Raw genomic sequence first — 23,945 nt, 5'->3', positions numbered from 1 at the left:
CCTTAACGTTGGCTCAAAATCTGTTGTTCATAATGACGGACGTCGCCTAACCAGCTGGCATCAGCCGGGACGTCATGGCGCAGGCACCAGGCTTCCCATACCGCCTGCCATGGCAATGATTTTTGCTCTTCCAGCAGCGTCAGCCGCGCGGTGTAATCGCCCTCGTTCTCGGCCTGGCGCAGACGATCGGTTGGCTCCAGCAGGGCACGCAGCAGCGCTTTTTTGGTGTTACGGGTGCCGATAACCCAGGCGGCAATCCGGTTGATAGAGGCGTCGAAGAAATCGAGTCCGATATGCACTTTGTCGAACAGCTGATGGCGGACGATCTCACTGGCGATCGCCTGAGTTTCATCATCCAGCAGCACCACATGGTCGCTGTCCCAGCGCACCGGGCGGCTGACGTGCAGCAGCAGACGCGGCACATAGAGCATCGCGGCGGAAATTTTATCGGAGATCACTTCGGTGGGATGGAAATGTCCTGCATCCAGGCATAGTGCTGTCTGGCGACTGGCGGCGTAACCGAGATAAAACTCATTGGAGCCCACGGTGTAGCTCTCTGCGCCAATGCCAAACAGCTTGCTCTCAACCGCGTCAATATGGTGCTGCGGGTTCAGTTTTTCTGAGATGACCTCATCCAGTGCGCTCATCAGACGCTGACGCGGGGCCAGGCGATCCACGGTAATATCTTTCATGCCGTCCGGCACCCAGATATTCATCACTGACGGCGTGCCAAGCTGCTCACCAAACGAAGCGGAGATGCGGCGACTCGCTTTGCAGTGATCGATCCAGAACTGACGCACGGTTTTATCACTGTGCGACAGCGTAAAACCGTCGGCACTCATCGGATGCGAGAAGCAGCTGGGGTTAAAATCCAGCCCTAAGTTGTGCTCTTTCGCCCAGGCGACCCAGTTGGTGAAATGGGCAGGTTCAATCGCATCCCGATCGACTGGCTTGTCACTTTCCAGATAGATAGCGTGCAGGTTCAGACGTTTTGCGCCTGGGATCAGAGACATCGCCTTGTCGATATCGCTGCGCAATTCACTGGCATTGCGTGCCCGCCCCGGATAGTTGCCGGTCGCCTGGATGCCGCCAGTCAATGCGCCCTGTGGGTTCTCAAAGCCCCGGACATCGTCCCCCTGCCAGCAGTGCATCGAGACAGGAATGCTGTCCAGCTGGCGAATGGCCTGTTCAACATCAACTCCATTGTCAGCGTAGCGTTGTTTAGCCAGTTCAAAAGCCTGTTCAATCTGCTTAGTCATAAGCGGGTTCCTTAGCGGGTTGACTCAGCGTCGCGAAGCGTGCCTGACTGGCACTGAAGACGCTGTGAGTTTGCGGTTCGAATTTTTCCAGTGGGAAGTTGTTGATGACGCTGCAGCGGAAATCAGCCACATCGATCAGTTCGCCAAGTGCAATCAGCTGGCAACCAACGTTACCCAGCGTGGAGGCTTCAACCGGACCTGCCAGCACCGGAATCTGGCAGGCATCGGCACAGAGCTGGTTAAGAAAACGGTTCTGGCTGCCGCCCCCTACCACGTGAAGCTGGCTGAAAGGTTTGCCTCGCAGCTCTGCCAGCTCCTGGATCACCTCGCGATAGAGCAGTGCCAGGCTGTCAAATATGCAGCGGGCCAGCGCGGCGGCAGATTGTGGCACCGGCATTCCCTGCTCTGCGCAGGCGTTCTGAATCTCGTTAACCATGCTGTCGGGATTGATGAAGCGCGCATCGTTGGGACTAATCAGTGAAACACAGGCGGGCTGCCGTGCCGTCTGATCAATCAGTGCGCTGAGATCGTCAATCTGAAGTTCGCCGCAGATGCGCTGCAACAGCCATAAGCCCATGATATTTTTCAGTACGCGGTAGCCTTCTGCGCCGCCCTCATTGGTGATATTGGCGCGTAACGCGCCATCGCAGGCATAAGGCTGCAAACTTTCAAAGCCCATCAGCGACCAGGTTCCGGAACTGAGATAGGCGGCATCGTCCTGCATTAGCGGCGTTGCCAGAACCGCGCTGGCGGTGTCGTGGGTGGCGACAGCAATAACCGGGACCGGGACACCTGCGCTATTGACCCAGTGGCCGACGGTGTTGCCCGGTGCCTGCGGCTGGCCGAACCATTCAGGAGCAACGCCCGCCCAGGCGAGCAGATCACGATCCCATTCGCCGCTGTGAATATTGAGCATTTGCGTGGTGGTGGCGTTGGTGTATTCCCAGTTGAGATTTCCGGTCAGGCGATAATGCAGGTAGTCCGGCATCATCAGCGCATGCGCCACGCGGGTCTGCCAGTCGGGCTGCTGCTGATGCAGGGCGCGCATCTGATAGAGCGTATTGAATGGCAGGAACTGAATGCCGGTTCGGGCGTAGATGGCACTGCGGCTCAGTTCGTGCTGCGCCTGCTCCATCAGGCCGTGGGTGCGCGCATCGCGGTAGCTGACCGCCTCACCCACCGGCTCGCCCTCTGCATCCAGCAGCACCATATCAACGCCCCAGGTGTCGATACCGATACTGTCTGGCACGATCTTCTCTTCATCTAACTGAGCCAGCCCGGCGCGTATCTCCTGCTCAAGCATCGTCAGATCCCAGCAGTCATAACCGGCACGACGCTGGCGCTTATTTTTAAAGCGCCGGACCTCACGAAGCGCGAGCTGGCGCTGCGCAGCATCCCAGCTTGCGAGCATGACCCGCCCGCTGGATGCCCCGAGATCAATAGCAACAATGTTTCTCCTGGTCATGGCGACTTTTCCCTGTGATTGATTGGTCACAGAGTAAAAACCTGGCCGGTTAAAGACCTTCCCCGGAGTGCCAGCGGCTGATAAGCCCTGGCAGACTTGCAAAGAACTTCGTGAGAGAGATCACAGAGGCGAAAGGCAGGAGGATGTGACCCCTGCCGCAAATCTGTTAACTGCTGAGGATTTCTTGAAAAATCAGCATGATTCCTGCTGAGTCAGGCTGAAAATTCAAGGTAAGGTTAGAGCGTGCTGATTAGACTGCGTTACGGTTTTGTTAAGCAGCGAGAGATGACCATGACCATATTGCACAGTGCGGATTTTTTCCCCGAAGGCGATTACGCCATTGCGATTGAACCCCGCATACCCCAGGCCGCCTTCCCGGAACATCATCATGATTTCCATGAAATTGTGCTGGTTGAGCAAGGCTCTGGCATTCATGTGTTTAATGGTCAGCCACAAACGCTTTGCGCCGGTTGCGTCTGCTTTGTGCGCGATCACGATCGTCATCTTTATGAGCAGACCGACAACCTTTGCCTGACCAACGTGCTTTATCGCAGCCCCGGCGCGTTTCGCTTTCTCTCCGGGTTACAGGCTTTACTGCCCTGCGATCAGGACGGGCAATATGCTTCCCACTGGCGCATCAATCAAAAGGTGATGACGCAGGCGCTGAGTGTGGCGGCGCAGATGCAGCCGGATGATACCTGGTCGATGGAAAAACAGGCGCGTCAGGAACAGCTCTTTTTACAGTTGCTGGTGCTGTTGCGTGAGGCGTGCATTGATGGACAGAGTCAGGATCAGGAGGCGCGGCTGCATCGTCTGCTCGACTGGCTGGGTGAGCATTACAGTGATGAGATTATCTGGGATGAACTGGCGGATCGCTTCTCCCTGTCGCTGCGTACCCTGCATCGGCAAATGAAGCAGCAAACCGGCAGCACGCCGCAGCGCTACCTGAACCGTGTGCGGCTGTTGCAGGCCCGTCATCTTCTGCGTCACAGTGATATGCGAATTACCGATATCGCCTTCCAGTGTGGATTTGGGGACAGCAACCATTTCTCAACCCTGTTCAGGCGCGAATTTGGCTGCGCACCGCGAGCGGAGCGCCAGCAGATGATGTAAAGGAGCCAATCATGGCATTGATACTCAGTCGGGATGACTATTTTCCCGCCACTACTCTACCGGTGGCGGTCGCCGAAAGGATGCCACAACCCTCTTTCCCGCCGCATCGACACGAGTTCAGTGAAATCGTGATTGTCTGGCGCGGCAATGGCCTGCACGTCCTCAACGATCGGCCCTGGCTGATTACCTGTGGCGACGTTTTTTATATCCGCGACAGTGACTGCCACAGCTACGACAGCGTTAACGATCTGGTGCTGGATAACATCCTCTACTGTCGGGATCGCTTTGGTCTTGCCCTTGACTGGAATCAGCTGCTGCCGCAACAGGGACCGGATGCGCCAGGCGGCTGGCGGCTGACCACGCGAGGGATGGCGCTGGCCCGGGGAGTGATCAGCCAGCTGGAGCGTGAAAGCCGCAAAAGCGACCCCCTTTCAGTTCAGCTCTCGGAGGCGCTGTTTTTACAGCTGGCGCTGATTCTGCGCCGCCACGGCTACGCGGCCGACCGCCCCTGGGCGTTGCCGGAGGGGGAACAGCTCGATCTGCTGATGTCAGCGTTACAGGGTGCGATTGCCCGCCCCTTTGATCTCGCGGAGTTTTGTCAGCAGAACCAGCTCAGCGAACGGGCGCTGAGGCAGCTTTTCCGTCAGCAGACCGGGATGACCATCGGTCATTACCTGCGTCAGCTGCAGCTCTGTCAGGCAAAATATCTGCTGCGCACCCAGGATTGTCTGATTAGTGAGGTTGCCGCCCGCTGCGGCTTTGATGACAGTAACTATTTTTCGGTGGTTTTCACCCGTGACACCGGTTTACCTCCCAGCGCCTGGCGACAGCAATTTATCGCGCCACGCCAGGCACTGAAAAGTGCCGAGTCTTAATAAAACGGGCCTGCATAGCAGGCCCGTTGAGGTAACAGAGAAAAGCTGTTCCACATTGCCGTGAAACAGTGCCTGCGAATTAAACTAATGTGTTGTTGTAAGTAAAACCCCGACGGAGTGAGCCATCAGTCTGGCAGGCCCCGCCTGCATAAAGACAGAGTCACTATTCGCGATCAGGCCGCCATGCCAAGTCCCACAATATTGGCGGCAATGATAATCACCACACAGCCGATTGATAACACGCTGACCGGGCGGCGTCCCGCAGACTTCCACTCCTTCATCAGCAGCCCCACCAGACCACCACACAGGACGTATAGACTCATGTGCAGCATCCAGCTGACATAGTCATACTGCGCCGGGATTCTGGCATGGCCCCAGGCATAGAAGAAGAACTGCAGATACCACATTGTGCCGCCGAGCACCGCAAAAGCGGTATTGGTAATCAGCAGCGACTTCCCGACCGAGAAGTCTTTACGCACCGACAGCTCTGGCCGGGTGGCCAGCCGCCAGAAACAGAAGGCCAGATTAACCAGTGCCCCGCCGCCCATAATGATCACGTAGCTGGGCAGAGCTACATACAGCGGATCGATGCCAAGATTAGCGGCGGCCTGATGCATGGGTTTAGCCGCATCCATGGCAAAGGACATACCCGCCGAGAAGATGCCGCACATCACCGCCAGCACCAGTCCTTTTCTGAGATTAAACTCTTCTGCGTTAATCCCCAGCGCCCGCTCCTTTAACAGCCCGGCACGCGACACAATCCCGACGCCAATCAGTGCCACCAGTACGCCCAGCAGGGTTAACCGGCCACCCGCCGACGCGAAGAGCTCACCAAAGCGCCCCTGCAGAAGCGGTGTCATCAGCGTGCCGACCACCAGGGTAATGCCAATCGCGATACCGATTCCCATCGACATGCCGAGATAACGCATGGTCAGGCCGTAGTTGATATTGCCTATGCCCCACATCGCGCCAAACAGAAATACCGGCGTCAGTTGCGAAAGCGAGAAGCTGCTGTAATAGGCCATAAAATCTGGCAGTAAAATGGCACTTACCGCCCACGGCAGGATCAGCCACGACATCAGGCCACCGATCGACCACATGGTTTCCCATGACCATCTTTTCACCTGTTTAAAAGGCGCGTAGAAACACGCGGCGCTGGCAGCTCCGACAAAATGCCAGAAGATACCCGCAATAATGGCACTGTTCATTGTTATTCCCCGGTTAGGTTGAGGCCTGTCGGAAACCTGTCTGCTTCCGCTCAGCAGGCAGTCTACGTTCAGCAGGAATTCCTCAGCCTTTGGATAAATGCCGGAAGCCACAGTGAAGTGGCAATATTTACCCGTTGTGCCCATCAGGGATCACAATTTCACCGTTGTCAGAAAACCGGACGATTAGTTAAGTAAGTAACTTATTATTCAATGTTTTTTTCATTTTTGCTGTGTGGCGCAGCACAATTCTGATCTGACTGCCATTCACAAGGGAAGGTTGGCAAATGTGCAAAGAAGCCTTTCATTAACGCGGGCAAGGTCGTATAAACTGGGGAAAATTGATCGGATCAGGGAATGGGATGACGACAAAGTGGTTAACGCTGTTTCTTTCGCAGTCAGTCAGCCAGGTCATGCTGGATGATCTGCGCGCGATATTACCTGCAGATGCGATAAAGGTGTTTGTGAATGGCCTGGATGAAACCCACTATGCCACCCTTGAGTGTGTGCAGGCGGATCAGCATTGCGCCCTGATCGCCTCAGCGATAGTGGTCTGGCGTAAGCTCGGACATGTTCACCATATTCTCTATAAAAAAGGTGAGGTGTTGCGGGAGGAAAATGATGCAACGCAGTTCCAGCTGTTCACTCTGCTGAAAACCCACCGCGCCGTATTGCAGATCTCATGATAAGATCGCAGCCCCTGAAATCGCTGTTTGCAGCAGGTAAATTATGAGAATTGGAATTCTGTTTCCGATCGCCATCATTGTGGCGGGCGTGGGCTTTCTGGCGTGGTTTATTGGCAGTGGCCTGGCGATGCCAAGCTCCTGAAGGTCAGCGCAACTGACTATCTTTACTGCCCCGACGGTTATATAAACTGCTGGTCTGCTGCTGCTTGTCGATTTTTTCCTGACACGCCACACAATAGTGCACGCCTTTAAGCGCCTGACGACGCGCTTCGGGAATCGGCTCGCCGCAGAGCTCACATTCGGTGGCGCTTTCGCCCTGTCCGATCGACTGTCTTACCCGCTCAATGCCGTCATTGACGGTGCTATCGATCTGTTCCTGTACTGCGCCTTCTGACGCCCATCCATTTGCCATGATTTAACCCCTTTATTACCACTTCACTCCTTTAAATCTACAACATATTGACGTTTTTGCCGCAGAACTCACCGATATCTGTGATTGGCTGCCAGCCGCTCCCGGCAGCTGGCAATCAGCTAAAGGTAGCCCTGAGCAATCTGCTTCACCCTGCTATCACATTACTGCAACGTATCGATAGCGGAGAGCTAAGCGAATGACAACACATCATCAACATTTCATTAATGGCGAATTTGTAGCCCATCAGGGTGACCGGTGGATTGAAGTGATCAATCCGTCCACGGAGGCGTTGCTGTCCCGTATTCCCCAAGGCAGTCGTCAGGATGCCAGCCTTGCCATCAGCGCCGCAGAAGTGGCTCAGCCTGGATGGGAAGCGCTGCCTGCAGTAGAGCGCGGCGTCTGGCTGCACAAAATTGCCACCGCCATCCGCCAGCGTGACCCTGAACTGACGGCAACCATTGTGGCTGAGGGTGGAAAAACCCAGGGGCTGGCGAAGACCGAAGTGATGTTCACCGCCGACTACCTCGATTACATGGCGGAGTGGGCGCGTCGCTATGAAGGTGAGATCATCAACAGTGACCGCCCCAACGAAAATATCTTCCTGTTCAAAAAAGCGATCGGCGTCACTACCGGAATACTGCCGTGGAATTTCCCTTTCTTCCTCATTGCCCGCAAAGCGGCACCGGCCCTGATCACCGGAAACACCATCGTGATCAAACCCAGTGAGCTGACACCGAATAATGCGGCACTTTTTGCCGACATCATACAAAAGCTGGGCCTGCCTGCTGGCGTCATTAACTTTGTTTATGGTCTGGGACCGGAAGTGGGACAGGAGCTGGCGGCAAATCCTAAGGTCGGTCTGGTGAGTCTGACCGGAAGCGTCGGTGCGGGCATTGCCACCATGGAAGCCGCGGCTAAAAATGTCACCAAAGTGTCGCTGGAACTGGGTGGCAAAGCCCCAGCCATCGTGATGGATGATGCCGACCTCGAGCTGGCTGTGCGGGCGGTCGTCAGCTCGCGGATCATTAACAGCGGCCAGGTCTGCAATTGCGTAGAGCGGCTCTATGTGCAGGAAGGCATTTACGATCGTTTTATCAGCGCACTGACCGCCGCGTTTCAGCAGGTGACATTTGGCGACCCGGCCGAACGCAGCGATATCGATATGGGTCCGCTGATTAATGCCGCAGCACGGGATCGGGTGGAGCAGAAGGTGGCAGAGGCCGTCGCCGCAGGGGCGAAAGTGGTTCTGGGCGGCAAGCGCGCCGGAGACAGAGGCTTCTTTTTCCAACCCACCTTGCTGACTGAGGTGCGCCAGGAGATGGCGATTATGCAGGAGGAGATTTTTGGCCCGGTTCTGCCGGTGATGAGTTTTAAAACGCTTGACGAGGCGATTACGCTGGCCAACGACTGCGAGTATGGGCTGACCTCCTCGATTTATACGCAGAATCTGAATACCACCATGACCGCGCTGCGAAAGCTGAAGTTCGGCGAAACCTATGTTAACCGTGAAAACTTCGAAGCGATGCAGGGATTTCATGCCGGGTGGCGTAAATCGGGTGTCGGCGGTGCCGATGGAAAACATGGTCTGGAGGAGTATCTGCAGACCCATGTTGCCTATTTACAGTTCAGTTAATCACTGGCTCGATCTTACCTCCTCCCGTACCTGACGTTGTCAGTACCAGAGTGGGCCAGTAATTGGCCCACTCTTTTATGCCACCCGCTTACTGCAGCGCAGCAGCGCGATGCCACTCAGCACCGCCACAGCCATCAGGTAGTATCCAGGCGCCAGACTGCTGCCGGTGGCGGCTATCAGCATGCTGCAAATCAGCGGTGCAAACCCGCCAAATACCGTCACGGCCACGTTGTAGCTGATCGCCATGCCGCTGGCGCGCGTGGTCGCCGGGAAGAGATCGGCCATCACCGACGGCACCGTGGAGAAATAGACCGACTTGAGTAGCGCCATCCACGCCACCAGCAGGATCAGCGTGGTGGGCGTAGTGTGATCGACCATCCATTTGAAGGCGGGATAGATGGTGACCATCAACAGCAGCAGCGATCCCCACATCAGCGGCAATCGGCCAATCCGCTCCGCCCACAATCCCATTATGGGCGTCACCACCGTCAGGATAATCCCTGCGACCAGCGTGGCGGTGAAGGCCACTGACCCCGGCAGATGCAGCGTTTTGGTGGCGTAGGTCGGAATGTAATTGAGCATGTAGTTGACCGCAGTCGAGATCACCATCACCCCAATCGCCAGGGTGATCAGCGCTTTCTGCCGCCCGAACAGTGTTTTCAGCGGTGCGGCTTCCTTCTCCTGCGTCGCAAAGCTGGCGGGCTCCTGCACGTGACGGCGAATGTAGATCCCCAGCGGCCCAATCAGTAAGCCGAAAGCAAACGGGATACGCCAGCCCCACGCCTGAATCTCGCTTTCGCTCAGCCAGTGTGTCAGCCCGAGGCCGAACGCCGATGCCATCAGAGTACTGGCGCCCTGTGTGGCGAACTGCCAGCTGGCGATAAAGGCTTTGCGCTCGGGAAAGTGCTCTACCAGGAAAGCGGTCGAACTGCCAAATTCGCCTCCGGCAGAGAAGCCCTGAATCAGACGCGCCAGGATAATCAGCAGCGGCGCCGCCAGACCAATAGTGGCGTAACCCGGCATAAAGGTAATGATCGCCCCGCCCAGCATCATCAGATTGATTGAGAGCAGCAGCGCTTTTTTACGGCCATGACGGTCGGCATAGTTGCCCAGCACGATGGCACCCAGCGGACGGATCAGGAATGAGATGCCGAAGCTGCCGAAGGTCAGCAGCAGCGACACCGACGGATCGCTGACCGGAAAGAAGACGTGCGCGATGTAGCTGGCGAAGAAGCCATACACCGCGATGTCGAACCACTCCAGCGCGTTACCAATGCAGGTAGCGAACAGCGTTTTGTGCAGGCTCGGTTTCACCTGCGGAGTACTCTGTGCGATGCTGCTCATTGTTCACCTCTCCGCCACTGATGGTGGCGCGACATCAGTTGTTCGCCCTCTTCACCCAGTTGCCAGAAAAGGCGGGTCATGATCGCCAGCCCTTCACGTGCAACAGAGGTGAGCATGTGTTCGTTAACGCCGTGCTGGCCGCAGGCCGGATAGGAATGGGGCACCCACAGCGTCGGGAGGCCGAGGATATCGGCAAATACCTCATTGGGCAGTGAACCGCCGAGATTGGGCAACAGCGCCGGTTTTTTACCGCTGCTGCGGGCCAGCGTGTCCAGCGCCCAGGCCACCAGCGGATCCTGCGGATCGAGTCGCGTTGCAGGTGAACCGCGCATAAACTCTACGCTGACGTTATCGAAGCCGTGCTGATGCAGGTGACTTTCGACATGCCGGACCAGATTTTCCCAGTCGGTGCCGACCACAAATCGCAGCTGACACACCGCCGTGGCGCTGCCGGGAATGGCGTTCATCGGGCGCGCCGGATTACCGGTTTCAAACGCCAGCACCTCCAGCGTGTTCCAGCCATAAAGACGCTCCGCAGGCGTCAGACCCGGCTCGCCCCAGCCGTCGGCCAGCGCCGGATCGCCCGGCATTCCGCCCACCTCGATATCACTGAGGATGGCGCGCACCGCATCGGTCAGGGAGTCCGGTTTCAGCGCGGCGACCTGCAAAACACCCTTTGCATTCACCAGGCAGGCGAGCGCATTCGCCAGCTGGGTGCCGGGATTACTCAGCAGTCCGCCCCAGTTGCCGGAGTGATAGGCGTTGTCGCGCGCTCTGATAGTCAGACGAAAGTTCGCCGCGCCACGCGAACCCAGGAACAGTGTCGGCCGCACCGCGTTCAGTCGCGGGCCATCAGAGGCGATAAAGAGGTCGGCCTGTAACAGCGCCCGCTGCTGCTGACAAATCTCCGCCAGCCCCGGTGAACTGATCTCTTCACCCATTTCAAACAAAATTTTGCAGTTGAAGCCCAGTGCGCCACCGCGTGCCTGCCACACCTGCTCCAGCGCCGCGAGATTGATGCAGTGCTGGCCTTTGTTGTCCGCACTGCCGCGCCCATACAGGCGGTCATCTTCAGCCGTGAGTTGCCACGGTGATAAACCGTCGCGCCAGTTCTCATCGTCGCCGAACACCACATCGCCGTGGCCATAGCAGAGCAGCGTCGGTCTGGAGGGATCTTCAATGAGCGTGGCGATCAGAAACGGCGGGCTGCCGGGCTGCGGATTCTCAAACGGGTGCAGCGTAAAGCCCATCGCCGCCAGCTGCGGGCCGATCTCCTGCTGCAGATAGTTCTCCAGCTCCACCTGCCTGCTGGCGTGCTGGCTTTCGGTCACGCAGGAAATTCGTCGTGCCAGCAGCTGCTGAAACTCGCCACTGTCGAAATAGTGCATCGCCTGGTCAACGGTCTGTTGCTCTGTCATGTTTGCCCTGTCTGTTCTTTTTATCGTGCTTTATCTTTGACAAACTTCTCTCTTTGCCACAATTATTAATTTATCGAGTGAGCCTTGCTTTTAAAGCAAGCCACGCCTGCCCTTTTATGATGCGTTTTGCCGGAGTCACCATGTTAAGCAGTGAGATCCGCTATTTCCTGGCGGTCGTACAGTGCGGATCGCTGAGCGCCGCCAGCGAGCAGCTCTTTGTGGCCGTGTCGGCGATTAGTCGCCAGATTCAGCGTCTGGAGACGCAGGTCGGTGTGCCGCTGTTTGAGCGGCATGCGCGCGGCATGGTATTGAACGAAGCGGGTGAAATATTCGCGCATCATGTGCGCAAGAGTCAGCTCGATATGGAATATGCGCTGGCGGAGATTAAAGGGCTGAAAGCAATACGGCGCAGCCTGATCCGCATCGCCTGCACCGACGGAATGGCGTTCAGTCTGCTGCCGGGTCTGCTGGCGGAGTTCCGTCAGGCCAACCCCGGCGTGCTGTTTGCGCTTAACGTAACGCACTCGCAGGGCGTGGCGGCATGCGTCAGGGCTGGGGAATGCGATGTCGCGCTGCAGTTCAGTCTGCAACCGGAGCGCAGCGTTGAGGTGCTCGGCTCGTGGCCGGCGCCAGTGTTACTGGCGATGCATCAGTCACATCCGCTGGCATCGCGTCAGGTGACGCTGGCCGATCTGCATGGCTGGCCGCTGGCGTTACCAGGTCAGCATACTACTGTGCGGCAGTTGTTTGACCTCTCCTGTCAGATGAACGACTGCGTGGTCGAGCCGGTGCTGACCTGCGACTATTTCGCTACGCTCTACCACTTTTTGCTGCATACCCCGCAGGCAGTGACCATTTGCAGCGCATTTACCCTGTTGTTTGAGCGCGACACGCAAAATCTGGTGTTGCGTTCTATGGGGGTGGATCAGCTGAGTCAGCGAACGTTGCAGCTTCAGACGGTGTCCGGCCGCCAGCGGAATGCGGCGCTGACGCTGTTTCTGCAGTTTTTGCAGCAGCGGCTGACGGAAATGGATCAGCAGGTGAGGATGGGATAAGGGTTAAGGTCTGCAAAGATTTGCTATAAGACCGTGATGGCTAAGGGAACACGACCCGATCGGAAAGTCGCAACAGCCGCCATCCATGGCATGCCCGGCCCGCGAGATTACGCACCTCATCCCTGAGGAGCGCCCGTAGCCGGGCCAACGCGTTGCGTTGTTCAAAAACGCTCCCGGCGTTTTTATCCGGGCGGCGGGACGCTTTCCTCCCTGCTCGTGTTCCCTTCGCGTTGAGCTTTATCATTGCGGTCATATAAACCCTGACTTTAGTGCATAAACTTAGCCCCACTCGGAAGTGGGGCTCTGGTTTTAGCGGCAATCACTTACTACTTAATATCAACCTGATAGAAGATGTGTTTGCCGAACGGATCGACCTGATAGCCGCTGACTGATTTGCGCACCGGCTCAAAGATGGTGGAGTGCGCAATCATCACCGCAGGCATCTGGTCATGCATCATCTGCTGTGCCTGCAGATAAAGCGCGGTGCGTTTGCCCTGATCCGGCTCGGCGCGGGCTTCGGTGATTAACTTCTCGAACGGCTGATAGCACCATTTTGAGGAGTTGGAACCGCCCTGTGCCGAGGTACAGCTGTAAAGCGGGCCAAAAAAGTTGTCCGGATCGCCGGTGGCGGTGGTCCAGCCCATCAGTGCCGCCTGATGCTCGCCGCTGCGCACGCGTTTCAGGTATTCGCCCCACTCATAGCTGACGATATTGGCTTTGATGCCCACTTTAGCCCAGTCCGACTGAATCATCTCCGCCATGCGGCGCGCATTCGGGTTGTAAGGCCGCTGAACCGGCATCGCCCAGAGCGCAATTTCGGTACCCGGTTTCACACCCGCCTGTTGCAGCAGGGCTTTGGCCTTCTCTGGATCGTAGTCGTAATCTTTCAGATCTTTGTCGGCGCTCCAGACGCCCGGTGGCAGGATATTTTTCGCAACCGTGCCGGTGCCTTTAAAAATCGCATCAATGATCGCCGGTTTGTTGATCGCCATCGCCAGCGCCTGGCGCACTTTGACGTTATCGGTTGGCGCTTTGGTGGTGTTAAACGCCAGGAAGCCGGTATTCAGACCCGCCTTTTGTTCCAGGGTGATATCCGGGTTAGCGCGCATCTTTTCAAGATCGGCGGGATTAGGGAAAGGCATCACCTGACACTCGTTCTTCTCCAGCTTGGCGTAGCGCACGGAGGCATCCGGCGTGATGCTGAACACCAGCCGATCGAGTTTCGCCTTGCCCTGCCAGTAGTCCGGGAACGCTTTGTAGAGAATGCGGGAATCTTTCTGATACTGCACCAGCTCAAACGGTCCGGTGCCGATCGGGTTCATATCGACCTTCTCCGGCGTCCCCGCTTTCAGCATCGCGTCTGCATATTCCGCCGAGTGGATCGAGGCGAAGTACCAGGCGAGATCGGCAAGGAACGGCGCTTCCGGATGGGACAGCGTAAAACTCACGGTGTGGTCATCAACCCGGTCGATACTTTTAATCAGCGTGGAGAGTTCCAGGCTTTCGAAGTTGGAATAAGTGCCGCCAGAGACATTGTGGTAGGGATTTTTAGGGTCCATCTGGCGCATAAACGAGAAGATCACATCGTCGGCGTTGAAGTCGCGGCTGGGTTTGAAGGCTTTATTGCTCTGAAACTTCACATTCTTGCGCAGATGGAAGGTGTAAACCGTGCCATCCGGGCTGATTTCCCAGCGTTCCGCCAGGCTGGGCACCAGGTTGGTGGTGCCAGGCGTAAAGTCCACCAGCCGGTTGAAAACCGGCACCGCACTGGCGTCAACGCTGGTCCCGGAGGTATAGAGCTGCGGGTTAAAGTTCTCTGGCGATCCCTCAGAACAGAAGACCAGCGTTTTGGCGTTAACGCTGCCAGCCAGCGCTATCCCAGCCGTAACAAGCGCTAAGGTGGCTATCTTGATTTTCATTATTATCCTCGCTTTGTATTGACTTCCTGTGATCACAATATCTAAATGAATCATTCAGATGCTTCATTGATAGCACGATTCGGCACCATAACGAACCCCGCCGGTGGCTGACTAATAAGGAATAGTGATGACAGACAAACTTGAGTCGCAGCTCACAGAACGTTTTTTCCGTTACCTCGCCATCAGCAGTCAGAGCGATGCCAAATCCACCACCCTGCCCAGCACGCCGAGCCAGCACGCCATGGCGGAACTGCTGGCGGATGAGCTGCGCGCGTCAGGGCTGGATGAGGTGGTGATTGATGAACATGCCACGGTGACGGCGGTGAAACGCGGCAACCGGCCTGACGCGCCGCGCATCGGGTTTATTACGCATATCGATACCGTTGATGTCGGTTTGTCGCCCGATATCCACCCGCAGATCCTCACCTGGCAGGGCGAAGATCTCTGTCTGAATGCAGAGCAGGATATCTGGCTGCGCCGCGATGAACATCCGGAGATCGCGCCCTACGTCGGTCAGCAGGTGATCTTCAGCGACGGCACCAGCGTGCTGGGCGCGGACAACAAAGCGGCGGTCACCGTGGTGATGACGCTGATGCAGAACCTTAACGGCGACCACGGCGACATCGTGGTGGCCTTTGTGCCGGACGAAGAGATTGGGCTGCGCGGCGCGAAAGCGCTGGATCTGGAAACGCGCTTTAATGTTGATTTCGCCTGGACCATCGACTGCTGCGAACTGGGCGAAGTGGTCTATGAAAACTTCAATGCTGCCGCTGCAGAAATTGTGTTTACCGGTGTACCCGCCCATCCGATGTCGGGCAAAGGGGTGCTGGTCAATCCGCTGCTGATGGCCCATGACTATATCAGCCTGTTTGATCGGCAGCAGACCCCGGAGCACACTGAAGGCCGTGAAGGCTATATCTGGTTCAATGAGATTCAGGCCAACGCCAGCAAGGCGACGCTTAAGGCCTCAATCCGTGATTTTGATCTGACCAGCTTTGCGGCACGTAAGCAGCAGTTGCAGCAGGCAGCAGAGGATCTGGCGGCGCGTTACCCCACCGGCAAGGTGAGCGTGGGTATCAGCGATACTTACAGCAATATCAGCAATGCCCTGGGTGAAGATCGTCGGGCGATTGACCTGATCTTCAGTGCCTTTGCCGCGCTGGAGATTGAGCCGAAGGTGATTCCGATGCGTGGCGGTACAGACGGTGCCGCGCTGTCAGCCAAAGGTCTGCTGACGCCGAACTTCTTTACCGGCGCGCACAACTTCCATTCACGCTTCGAATTTCTGCCGGTAACGTCGTTTGTGAAGTCCTATCAGGTGGCGGAAAAACTCTGTTATCTGGCGGCGGAATAAGCGGAGGAATCGGGCGCAGAACGCGCCCGATTGCGATTATGGCTTCGCGCTGACATCAATGCCTGGGAAATATTTTTCAGCCAGCTTTTTGATGGTGCCATCGCCCTGCACTTTAGCAATCGCCGCATCCAGTGACTGCTTCAGCTGCGCGTCATCTTTGCGCAGGCCGTAGCCGATGCCTGAACCAAGAATCGCGTCATCTTCGACTGGCTTGCCAACAAACCCAAAGCCTTTGCCCTGCGGTTTATCGAGGAAGCCAGACTGACCGGCAGCAGACATCACCAGTGTGCCATCCAGGCGGCCCGCGACCATGTCGTTGTAAACCTGGTTTTGATCCTGATACGAGGTCACAGTCACACCCTGCGGCTCCCAGTGCTTCTTGGCATAGGTTTCCTGGATGGATCCCTGTAATACACCGATGTTCTTGCCCTTCAGACCTTCGGCGTTCGGTGCCAGATTTTCACCGGTCTTCGCCACTAACATGGTCGGAATACGGTAGATAGGCTGCGTAAAAGCAATGCTTCTGGCGCGCGCTTCGGTGATGTTCATCGCCGAGTTAATGGCGTCAAACTTTTTCGCCTGCAGTGCCGGGATCAGCGCATCAAAACTGCTCTCAACCCAGTGGCAGCTGAAGTTGCCCGCCTTACAGATGGCATTGCCCAGCTCGATATCAAAGCCTTCCAGTTCCCCTTTTGCATTGCGGCTTTCAAAAGGCGGATATTGTGACTCCACGCCGTAGCGTAAATCCAGTGCCAGTGCCTGTACCGATGTCATCATGCCCAGAGCGAGAAAAAGCGCGTTCAGTTTCTTCATTATGTCATTTACCCCGAAAAGTCCTGGTTACCTGTTCCCCGAGCTGCCTCACGCGGTGGCGTGAATCAGTGAGAAAAAGCACATAGCGCAGCCGCGCCAGCCTCAAGTGTCGCCTCGTCTTTAGCAAAAGAGAGCCGAATCAGTTTGTTATCTGTGCCATCCATATAAAACGCCGACAGCGGTATGGTCGCCACACCGTGATCGACGATAAGACGTTTTACCATTTCACTGTCCGGTTCGTCACTGAAATGTCCATAGCTGGCGAGCATAAAGAACGAACCCGCACTCGGCAGCAGCCGGAACGGGGAGTTCTGCATCAGGGCAATCAGCCGATCGCGCTTCTGCTGATAGAAGGCACTGAGCGACAGATAGTTCTCTGGCGTCTGCAGATAGTGTGCGAAACCGACCTGCATCGGTGTATCGGCGGCGTACATCATAAACTGATGCACTTTCACCAGCTCAGTCATCAGCTCTGCCGGTGCCAGACAGTAGCCTACCCGCCAGCCGGTGACGTGGAAGGTTTTGCCAAACGAAGAGACAATGACGCTGCGTGCTGCCAGCTCCGGATGCGTCGCCATCCCACAATGCGGTCGCCCATCAAACAGAATATGCTCGTAAACCTCATCGGAGAGCACCACGATATCGGTGTTGCGGAGTAAGGCTGCCAGCTGATTCAGGTCGTCGGGGGTCAGCACCTGCGCGCTGGGGTTGTGCGGCGTATTAATAATGATCATCCGGGTGCGCGGCGTAATTGCTGCCCGCAACTGATCCCAGTCGATAGCAAATGACGGCACCTGCAACTTCAGGCCAATCGGTTTACCGCCCTGCAACCGCACCACCGGCGCGTAGCTGTCAAACGCCGGTTCAAAGAAGATCACCTCATCGCCCTGATGAACCAGCGCGGTAATCGCCATATAGAGCCCCTGGCTGGCGCTGCCGGTGATCAGCACTTCACTGGCGGCATCATATTGTTGTCCATAGAGCGCCTGCACTTTGCTGGCAAGCGCGTCGCGTAAGGCGGGCAAGCCCATCATGGCGGCATACTGATTATGTCCTTCCTGCATCGCGCGGCTGACTGAGTCGACCAGCGCCGGATCACAGGGGAAATTGGGCGCGCCCTGCGACAGGTTAATCGCCTGATGCTGCGCCGAAAGCTGGCCAATCACGCTGAAAATAGTGGTGCCGACGTCCGGCAATTTTGAGTGGATAGCGACAGGCGTTTTCAGGGACATACTCTCTCCGTCAGGGGCTTAACCGCTCAGATGCGGTAAAGAGCTATTCAACGGGCTGCGACTTGAGTCGGCAAGCGAAATGTCGTCATAATAGCCATGATAAAAATGCATAGCTGAGGTTCACCGTGTCACGCTTATCGCTGCCGCTTAATGCCATTCACGCCTTTCTGGTGACCGCCCGACATCTCAATCTGACTCACGCTGCCCGCGAGCTGTGCCTGACGCAGGGCGCCGTCAGTCGTAAGATTGCCGCGCTGGAGCAGTGGCTGGGCGTGACGCTGTTTGACCGCCACGCGCGCGGTCTGCGCCTGACCCCTCAGGGCGCGGCGCTGCTGCCTGACTTACAGCAGGGTTTTGAGCTGATGGTTAAGGCCAGCGAGAAGGTCCGCCGTAGTCAGGTCAGCATTCGCCTGAAAGCGCCAACCTGTGCGATGCGCTGGCTGGTGCCCCGGCTGATGGCGCTGGAGCATCATCGTCCTGAACTGCATGTGGCCCTGACCACCACGCTGGATCATGCCGCGCAGCTGGAGAACTTCGATGTGGCGATTGTCTATGGTAAGCCGCACCCTGACGGAATTTGCCTGTTCAGTGAGTCGCTGACGCCAGTGATGGCAGCCGATCAACCCCGCCCGGACTCCCCGGCGGCACTGGCCACAATGACCTTTTTGCATCCGACGGCAGATACGCGTGACTGGCAGTGCTGGCTGCAGGCGCAGCAGGTGACACTGAACATGAAGCGGAACCAGCATTTTGCCACCATGGACTTAGCGATCAGTGCAGCGATTCAGGGGTTTGGTGTGGCGATGGCCGACAGCAATCTGGTGGAGAGTGATATAGCCAGCGGCAGGCTGATTAAGCCGTTCGCTGGCGAGGCAAAAACCGGTGCGGTTTACAGTTTACTGAAACGGCCCGCGCAGGATGCGCCACCGTTCCTGGCGGAGCTGGTGGCGTGGCTGTGCAGGGATCAGAAGGTGACCCAGTCGCCGTTATCCGCCGGTTTAGCCTGAGGCGCATTCAGCACGGTTGCTTTCGGCGCGGCAGGTTTATTCGTGATGACCGGTACGGTCTGGCGGTTGCTGGAGAGACGGAACTTCGACACAGAAGCCTGCAGCGCTTCCGTCTGCAATGCCAGTGCGCTCGCCGCGGCAGAAACCTCTTCAACCAGTGAGGCGTTCTGCTGGGTCACGCTATCCATTTCGGTTACCGCAGCACCCACCTGAGAGATGCCTTTGCTCTGCTCTTCCGAGGCGGAGGCAATCTGTTTCATGATCGCATCAACATCCTGCACCGATTTCAGAATATTGTTCATGGTGCCGCCGGTGGTGCTGACCAGCTCGGCGCCTTTACCTACACGCTGAACCGAATCTTCAATCAGCGTCGCAATCTCTTTCGCGGCATTGGCGCTGCGCTGTGCAAGGTTACGCACTTCAGAGGCAACGACCGCAAAACCCCGCCCCTGTTCGCCAGCACGTGCCGCTTCGACGGCGGCGTTCAGCGCCAGAATATTGGTCTGGAAAGCGATACCGTTGATCACGTTAGTGATTTCAGCGATTTTCTTCGAGCTGCCTGAAATGCCATCCATAGTGCTGACGACTTCACTGACCAGCTGACCGCCACGTTGTGCCGTGGTGGTGGCGGTTTCTGCCAGCAGGCTGGCCTGGCGGGCATTATCGGCGTTGAATTTTACCGTGGCCGTCAACTGCTCCATGCTGGCCGCAGTCTGTTCGAGCGCAGCGGCCTGCTCTTCGGTACGTGAAGAGAGGTCGTTGTTACCGGCAGAAATCTCTGCGGCACCGCGCGAGATGTTTTCGGTGCCGCTGCGAATGGCGCTGACCGCTTCACGCAGGCTATCCTGCATGGCGCTCAGCAGCGGCACCAGTTTACCGACGCAGTTGCGTCCGAAATCGGATACCGGCTGACTCAGGTCGCCCGTGGCAATTACCGCGAAGTGGGTACGAATACTTTCCAGCGGACGGACCAGCATCGCCACCAGATAGCGGTCGGTAAACAGCAGAATAAACAGGCCGATAATTACCGTGATGGTAATAATCGTTTTGGTCATCGCGGTGAGGTGATCCACTTCAACCCGGGTTGCATCCAGCTTTTCAGCTGCGCTCTGGCTGAATTTCTCTGCGCTGATGCCAAAGGCACGGCTGAGTGGCGGCGTGACGTTATTTGCCTGCTGGCGATAAACATCAGGTGTTGCCTGGCGGGCCAGCTGCAACTGTGGAGTCACGCCCTCATCCAGCAACTTTTGCCAGGTCTGAATTACGCCATCCACCACTTCCGGGTTCATCGGACCGGGTGCCAGCTGTTTAAAGCGAGCCAGTTGCTGGGTCATACCATCCAGCGCCTGCTGTACCGGAGCATAAGCCTCGTCGGTCAGCGCTTTACCCGCCGCTTTGCCTTCCATCACGCGGGATAAGCGCGTAATAACACGAAAATATTGATCGTTGCCTTTGCTCAGCACCGTCATTTGCTCAACCAGATGACGGTCCACATCATTCCCTTCGCTGAGCGCGCCCAGAGAGTGAATGCTATACAGCCCGACGCCGCTCCACAGTAAACAAAACAGTCCCAGAATCGTGAGCATCACTGCGCGAATGGTAAAATTTTTGAGCATTCCCATACCAAAATCCTATACACGTTGACCCGCAAGCGTCGGGCATAGGTTGTTTATCGGCATGCGATTGTGAAGATGTAACTGTTTTGTTACCTAATATTTTACAGCGTCCATATTACAGATTTGTGTTTATGATTTTTTAATTCAATAGCTTAGCCTTTAAAAAGCAGAGTAATTCCATTCGCGCAATTTGATGGTTAGCAGGCTAACCATGACCCATCGCTTAAAGCCTGACCATACGAGTCATTAATAGCCGGAAAAGCCGCATACGAGCGCGCATAAAGTTTCGCTTCAAAACCAGCCCGCTCTTCCGATCATCACCGAGTGACATTGTCACGTCAGAGCCTGGGTGCCAGGCTGGCCACACGACTTCCCCCTCCAGCTGATGCTTGTATTCCGTAGCATCACGGGCAAAGGTAAACCAGTACTCGCTGACCCGTGCCGCAAATGCCCGATCGGCCTCACTGAAGGGTCGTTCTTCGTTGGGATCCGGCATCTGACTCAGCGTGTTCAGCACATAAGGCACTTCGTTGCCGTGCCAGGTGCCGTGCGGATAGAGGTCACGGGCATGTTCAGAGACATAATCAAACCAGTAGCGCCAGCCTGGCATTCCGGCATTGTGCTGCGCCCGCATCACCAGCCACGGCACCAGGCTGAATGCCATATCGCGCGCCACGGCACGTCCCAGCCGCTGATCGTCATGAATGTCATACATCCATTTAAGCGTCCGGTAAGTGAGACGATTTTTATCGCGTAACTGATGCAACACCGCGGTGGCATCCACGCCAAAATATTCCAGCACGCTGGCTTCATCGCTGTTGCTGCCCGCCATCAGCGGCAGACGGTGCTGTTTTGCAGCCATAAAGGTTTTCAGCATCGGCTCAGGCAGAACAGCATCACCCGCAATCGGCACCGGCGGAATCGCCAGCGGCCCTTCCAGCGACCAGAAGGCATCGGCAGGCAGTGCGCGCAGGTCATCAGCGCTGGTATCGGGCGGCAGACCGAAATGGCGGGCCACCGCCATTCCCTGCTGACGCGCTTTTTTCAGCGGCGTATCAGGCAGGCTGTAGGCGCTCTGCACAATCCCTTTATGAAACAGCCCTTCGGCCAGTGGCGAACAGCAGAGTGACAGCACGCTGCGTGCGCCTGAGGATTCACCGAAAAGTGTCACATTGCGGCGGTCGCCGCCAAAGGCAGGAATGTTGCGCTGCACCCACTGCAGTGCGGCAATCTGATCCAGCAGGCCAAAATTGTTGACCGTGCTGGCAACAGGGTATTCAGCATCCAGGGCCGGATGAGAGAAGAAACCGAGATGGCCTAGCCGGTAGTTGAGCGTCACCACCACCGCGCCGCGTGAAGCCATCGGCTTGCCGTTGTAAGGTGCCAGCCCGCCAGCACCAATGGTGTAGCCACCACCGTGCAGCCATACCATCACCGGCAGGGGTTTCACGGGCGCGACATCGGGCGTCCAGACATTAAGGTAGAGGCAGTCTTCGCTGAACTCACCCGGATCGCCACCGCCCACGGCCTGGCAGTAAGTGCGATTTTGCCAGCCGGAAGCCCCAAACGCGGTGGCGTCGCGCACCTGCTGCCAGGGCGTAACCGGCTGTGGCGGACGCCAGCGCAGTGCGCCAAGCGGTGCCGCCGCATAAGGTATGCCTTTGAATACGAAAAGGTCATCGTCCATGCATCCACGCAACTCCCCCTCAGCAGTCATGATCCTCAGACCTGTTTCGTTTTTCATTCCTGTTTCCCTGTTCAAACGTCCCTCCATTATTTGCAGGCCCGCCAGCATTGTCCAGGTACGGAAGGGATTTGCAGAATATGCCGAAGCGTGAGGGGCAGGCGTGAACATGCTCATCAACAGGTTCAGAGAGTCAGTTAGGGTTATGATTCAACGTTGTTTATCTTTTCGCAATTGGTCAATGACGCTGCCAGCGCCGGAGTGGCGCGTCGTTGCTCTGTTATCACGTGCGGTTGTGCGGCTGTTAATCAGTCAGCCTGCTAATAGATTAAGATACTCACGCGGGTAAACCTGCGCTGAGCGGTAAAGCGTTGTTTTTCCCCAGTCCTGTCAGCATATTACCCGCGTTGCCCCACTTCAGGTCCACTGGCCTTAGCAGGGCGGGTGCGGAGAAAGCGTTGCGGGCAACGCGCCTGTTGCCTGCAGAGGCGTCAGTCTGGCCGTAAGCCACACTGTGCCAGCGAGCGCTGCTGGCGCTCTTCGTATAGCGCCATCTCATCCAGCACGACAGCGCCCAGCGCGGCTTCAAATGCCTGGCGGCTCGCCTGTCCCGCCGAACGAACCTGCGCCCGATCGCCGAGGTTGGACTGGAAAATGCCCGCCGCGCTGACGGGCAGAAAATCTTCGTAGATGATAGGGTCTGCCAGCACACGACCTTCTTCGATGAGGGTCTCCAGCGATTCACCCTGAGCCGGCGGCGTCGCGATGCCCTTTTCACTCAGGCGATAATGGAACCAGGCCAGCTCCTGCTGGCGCAGCGTGGTTTCGTCGTCGGGGAAGTCACGGAAAATTGCCGCCAGATGTTGCTGATGCTGCTGATTATCCTGACCGCTGCCCGCCTCGCTGAGTAGCCGATCGTAGAGCGCACGGCCCTGAGGCGTCAGCGCCACGCCGCGCTGCTCAATTTCACCGAAGCGTGCAGTATGGGTTCCCTGATGCCCATCCTGAAAGATGATCGGCTCTTCCAGCGCTTTAAAGCTGGTCTGACGTAACAGGATCGGTACCTGACGACGCGGCGGTCCCTCGATCAGGGTTTTCGGATCGATACCGCGCGACGGCATCAGTTGCTGTACGCGGTCAATATCGAGCGTGCGCGGCGTGAGATGGTTGATGTGGCAGCCGGGAAAGCAGACCACGTCAGCGATCAGCCGATGCTGCTGGTTCAGCGCCTGATAGGTCTGACTGTCCACGCTGCTGTGGGCATGCCAGCGGAAGGTTTCCAGTGCTTCGGTAACAAACTCAGTGGCCTGCTCGTCGGTTAATCCGCCCTGCTGCTGCTGCAGTTCCAAAAGCGCCCGGCAACGGGGGGTGAAAATGTCGCGCGCGGCAAGAATCTCCGACGCCTTTTCACGCAGCGCGTGGTCGTCGATCAGTTCAGAGCGTAACAGCGAGGTAAAGACCCGAAAGGGATTGCGGCGCAACGCCGCATCGGTGATCGGCCGGAACGCCGTGGAGTGCACCGGCACACCAGCCTGAGAGAGATCGTAATAGCCAACCGGGTGCATTCCCATCACCGCAAACAGCTGCCGCAGTGTGGCTAATTCGTCTGCCGTGCCCACACGGATCGCACCGTGACGTTCCAGGTTGAGTCGGTCGATCTCATCGGCTGCGGTGAGACGATCTTTCAGCGCGATATCCGCTTCCAGCGCGCGGTCGTTGACGGTCGCCACCAGTTGCATCAGCGTGCCATATTGTGGCACTTCCTGCTGATACATAGCTGACATCGCCTGAGAGAAACGGGTGCGGATGAGATCCGCACTGAGAAAGTTGTCCATCTTATCCACCTGACACCGTT

General features: G+C 57.0%; 20 protein-coding genes. 8 read left to right on the top strand and 12 right to left on the bottom strand.

The features are described 5' to 3' along the window. Positions 1-2: 2 nt before the first annotated feature. Together ACVKSX_RS03245 and rhaB are read right to left on the bottom strand one after the other, a co-directional pair. Complete coding sequence (locus tag ACVKSX_RS03245) at positions 3-1,259, bottom strand: L-rhamnose isomerase (RefSeq protein WP_010670188.1); 1,257 nt, start codon at positions 1,257-1,259, stop codon at positions 3-5. After that, complete coding sequence (rhaB, locus tag ACVKSX_RS03240; RefSeq protein ID WP_033757732.1) at positions 1,252-2,724, bottom strand: rhamnulokinase; 1,473 nt, start codon at positions 2,722-2,724, stop codon at positions 1,252-1,254. The genes ACVKSX_RS03245 and rhaB overlap by 8 nt, the downstream gene beginning before the upstream one ends. 291 nt (positions 2,725-3,015) lie before the next feature. Between rhaB and rhaS the strand changes: the two genes are divergently transcribed. Both rhaS and rhaR read left to right on the top strand, forming a co-directional pair. Next, positions 3,016-3,837 carry an HTH-type transcriptional activator RhaS gene (gene rhaS / locus ACVKSX_RS03235; protein WP_029519076.1) on the top strand — a complete coding sequence of 274 codons (822 nt, stop codon included), beginning with the start codon at positions 3,016-3,018 and terminating at the stop codon, positions 3,835-3,837. A gap of 11 nt (positions 3,838-3,848) precedes the next feature. Further along, entirely contained in the window at positions 3,849-4,712 is an 864-nt protein-coding gene (rhaR, locus tag ACVKSX_RS03230; RefSeq protein ID WP_010244749.1) for an HTH-type transcriptional activator RhaR, read from the top strand. 173 nt (positions 4,713-4,885) lie between these two features. Here the strand turns inward: rhaR and rhaT are convergent, their stop codons facing one another. Then, positions 4,886-5,920 carry an L-rhamnose/proton symporter RhaT gene (gene rhaT, locus ACVKSX_RS03225; protein WP_010670192.1) on the bottom strand — a complete coding sequence of 345 codons (1,035 nt, stop codon included), beginning with the start codon at positions 5,918-5,920 and terminating at the stop codon, positions 4,886-4,888. Positions 5,921-6,279: 359 nt separating this feature from the next. Between rhaT and ACVKSX_RS03220 the strand changes: the two genes are divergently transcribed. Beyond that, positions 6,280-6,603 (top strand): hypothetical protein, encoded by a 324-nt coding sequence (locus ACVKSX_RS03220; RefSeq protein WP_354438332.1) that lies wholly within the window; start codon positions 6,280-6,282, stop codon positions 6,601-6,603. 43 nt (positions 6,604-6,646) lie between these two features. Further along, positions 6,647-6,745, top strand: a complete 99-nt coding sequence (locus tag ACVKSX_RS03215; RefSeq protein WP_354438331.1) for a YoaK family small membrane protein — start codon at positions 6,647-6,649, stop codon at positions 6,743-6,745. Between the two features lie 3 nt (positions 6,746-6,748). On the opposite strand, the gene ACVKSX_RS03210 is transcribed toward ACVKSX_RS03215, so the two are convergent. Further along, on the bottom strand, positions 6,749-7,015 hold the full coding sequence (locus ACVKSX_RS03210) for a DksA/TraR family C4-type zinc finger protein (RefSeq protein WP_010244737.1): 267 nt from the start codon (positions 7,013-7,015) through the stop codon (positions 6,749-6,751). A gap of 196 nt (positions 7,016-7,211) precedes the next feature. Here ACVKSX_RS03210 and aldA point away from each other — a divergent pair, with 196 nt between their 5' ends. Beyond that, positions 7,212-8,648 carry an aldehyde dehydrogenase gene (gene aldA, locus ACVKSX_RS03205; RefSeq protein ID WP_354438330.1) on the top strand — a complete coding sequence of 479 codons (1,437 nt, stop codon included), beginning with the start codon at positions 7,212-7,214 and terminating at the stop codon, positions 8,646-8,648. Positions 8,649-8,723: 75 nt separating this feature from the next. On the opposite strand, the gene ACVKSX_RS03200 is transcribed toward aldA, so the two are convergent. Together ACVKSX_RS03200 and ACVKSX_RS03195 are read right to left on the bottom strand one after the other, a co-directional pair. Beyond that, positions 8,724-9,992 (bottom strand): MFS transporter, encoded by a 1,269-nt coding sequence (locus ACVKSX_RS03200; protein WP_010244731.1) that lies wholly within the window; start codon positions 9,990-9,992, stop codon positions 8,724-8,726. Beyond that, on the bottom strand, positions 9,989-11,410 hold the full coding sequence (locus ACVKSX_RS03195) for a M20 family metallopeptidase (RefSeq protein ID WP_033757736.1): 1,422 nt from the start codon (positions 11,408-11,410) through the stop codon (positions 9,989-9,991). The genes ACVKSX_RS03200 and ACVKSX_RS03195 overlap by 4 nt, the downstream gene beginning before the upstream one ends. 140 nt (positions 11,411-11,550) lie before the next feature. On the opposite strand from ACVKSX_RS03195, the gene ACVKSX_RS03190 reads away from it, so the two are divergent. Beyond that, positions 11,551-12,465, top strand: a complete 915-nt coding sequence (locus ACVKSX_RS03190) for a LysR family transcriptional regulator (protein ID WP_010244726.1) — start codon at positions 11,551-11,553, stop codon at positions 12,463-12,465. Between the two features lie 326 nt (positions 12,466-12,791). Here ACVKSX_RS03190 and ACVKSX_RS03185 read toward each other — a convergent pair whose 3' ends face one another. After that, positions 12,792-14,384, bottom strand: coding sequence for an ABC transporter substrate-binding protein (locus tag ACVKSX_RS03185; RefSeq protein WP_354438329.1), 1,593 nt, complete (start codon positions 14,382-14,384; stop codon positions 12,792-12,794). Between the two features lie 127 nt (positions 14,385-14,511). On the opposite strand from ACVKSX_RS03185, the gene pepT reads away from it, so the two are divergent. Then, positions 14,512-15,738, top strand: a complete 1,227-nt coding sequence (gene pepT / locus ACVKSX_RS03180) for a peptidase T (protein ID WP_033787793.1) — start codon at positions 14,512-14,514, stop codon at positions 15,736-15,738. Positions 15,739-15,774: 36 nt separating this feature from the next. Here pepT and ACVKSX_RS03175 read toward each other — a convergent pair whose 3' ends face one another. Then, positions 15,775-16,551 carry a transporter substrate-binding domain-containing protein gene (locus ACVKSX_RS03175; RefSeq protein WP_307379806.1) on the bottom strand — a complete coding sequence of 259 codons (777 nt, stop codon included), beginning with the start codon at positions 16,549-16,551 and terminating at the stop codon, positions 15,775-15,777. Positions 16,552-16,616: 65 nt separating this feature from the next. Next, positions 16,617-17,783, bottom strand: coding sequence for a methionine aminotransferase (locus ACVKSX_RS03170; RefSeq protein ID WP_249654587.1), 1,167 nt, complete (start codon positions 17,781-17,783; stop codon positions 16,617-16,619). Positions 17,784-17,908: 125 nt separating this feature from the next. Between ACVKSX_RS03170 and ACVKSX_RS03165 the strand changes: the two genes are divergently transcribed. After that, complete coding sequence (locus ACVKSX_RS03165) at positions 17,909-18,790, top strand: LysR substrate-binding domain-containing protein (RefSeq protein ID WP_163851584.1); 882 nt, start codon at positions 17,909-17,911, stop codon at positions 18,788-18,790. Here ACVKSX_RS03165 and ACVKSX_RS03160 read toward each other — a convergent pair. The 3 genes from ACVKSX_RS03160 to hglS form a co-directional block, all read right to left on the bottom strand. After that, positions 18,748-20,412 (bottom strand): methyl-accepting chemotaxis protein, encoded by a 1,665-nt coding sequence (locus ACVKSX_RS03160; RefSeq protein WP_307379804.1) that lies wholly within the window; start codon positions 20,410-20,412, stop codon positions 18,748-18,750. The two genes, ACVKSX_RS03165 and ACVKSX_RS03160, sit on opposite strands and share 43 nt — an antisense overlap. A gap of 217 nt (positions 20,413-20,629) precedes the next feature. Beyond that, positions 20,630-22,150 carry a carboxylesterase/lipase family protein gene (locus ACVKSX_RS03155; RefSeq protein ID WP_163798505.1) on the bottom strand — a complete coding sequence of 507 codons (1,521 nt, stop codon included), beginning with the start codon at positions 22,148-22,150 and terminating at the stop codon, positions 20,630-20,632. A gap of 431 nt (positions 22,151-22,581) precedes the next feature. Further along, entirely contained in the window at positions 22,582-23,925 is a 1,344-nt protein-coding gene (hglS, locus tag ACVKSX_RS03150) for a 2-oxoadipate dioxygenase/decarboxylase HglS (protein ID WP_307379800.1), read from the bottom strand. Positions 23,926-23,945: the final 20 nt, after the last annotated feature.

Source organism: Pantoea sp. PvP021 (genome assembly GCF_054056055.1).
Note: the sequence above shows the minus strand (reverse complement) of the source record. Positions and strands in the feature narration are given on the sequence as shown.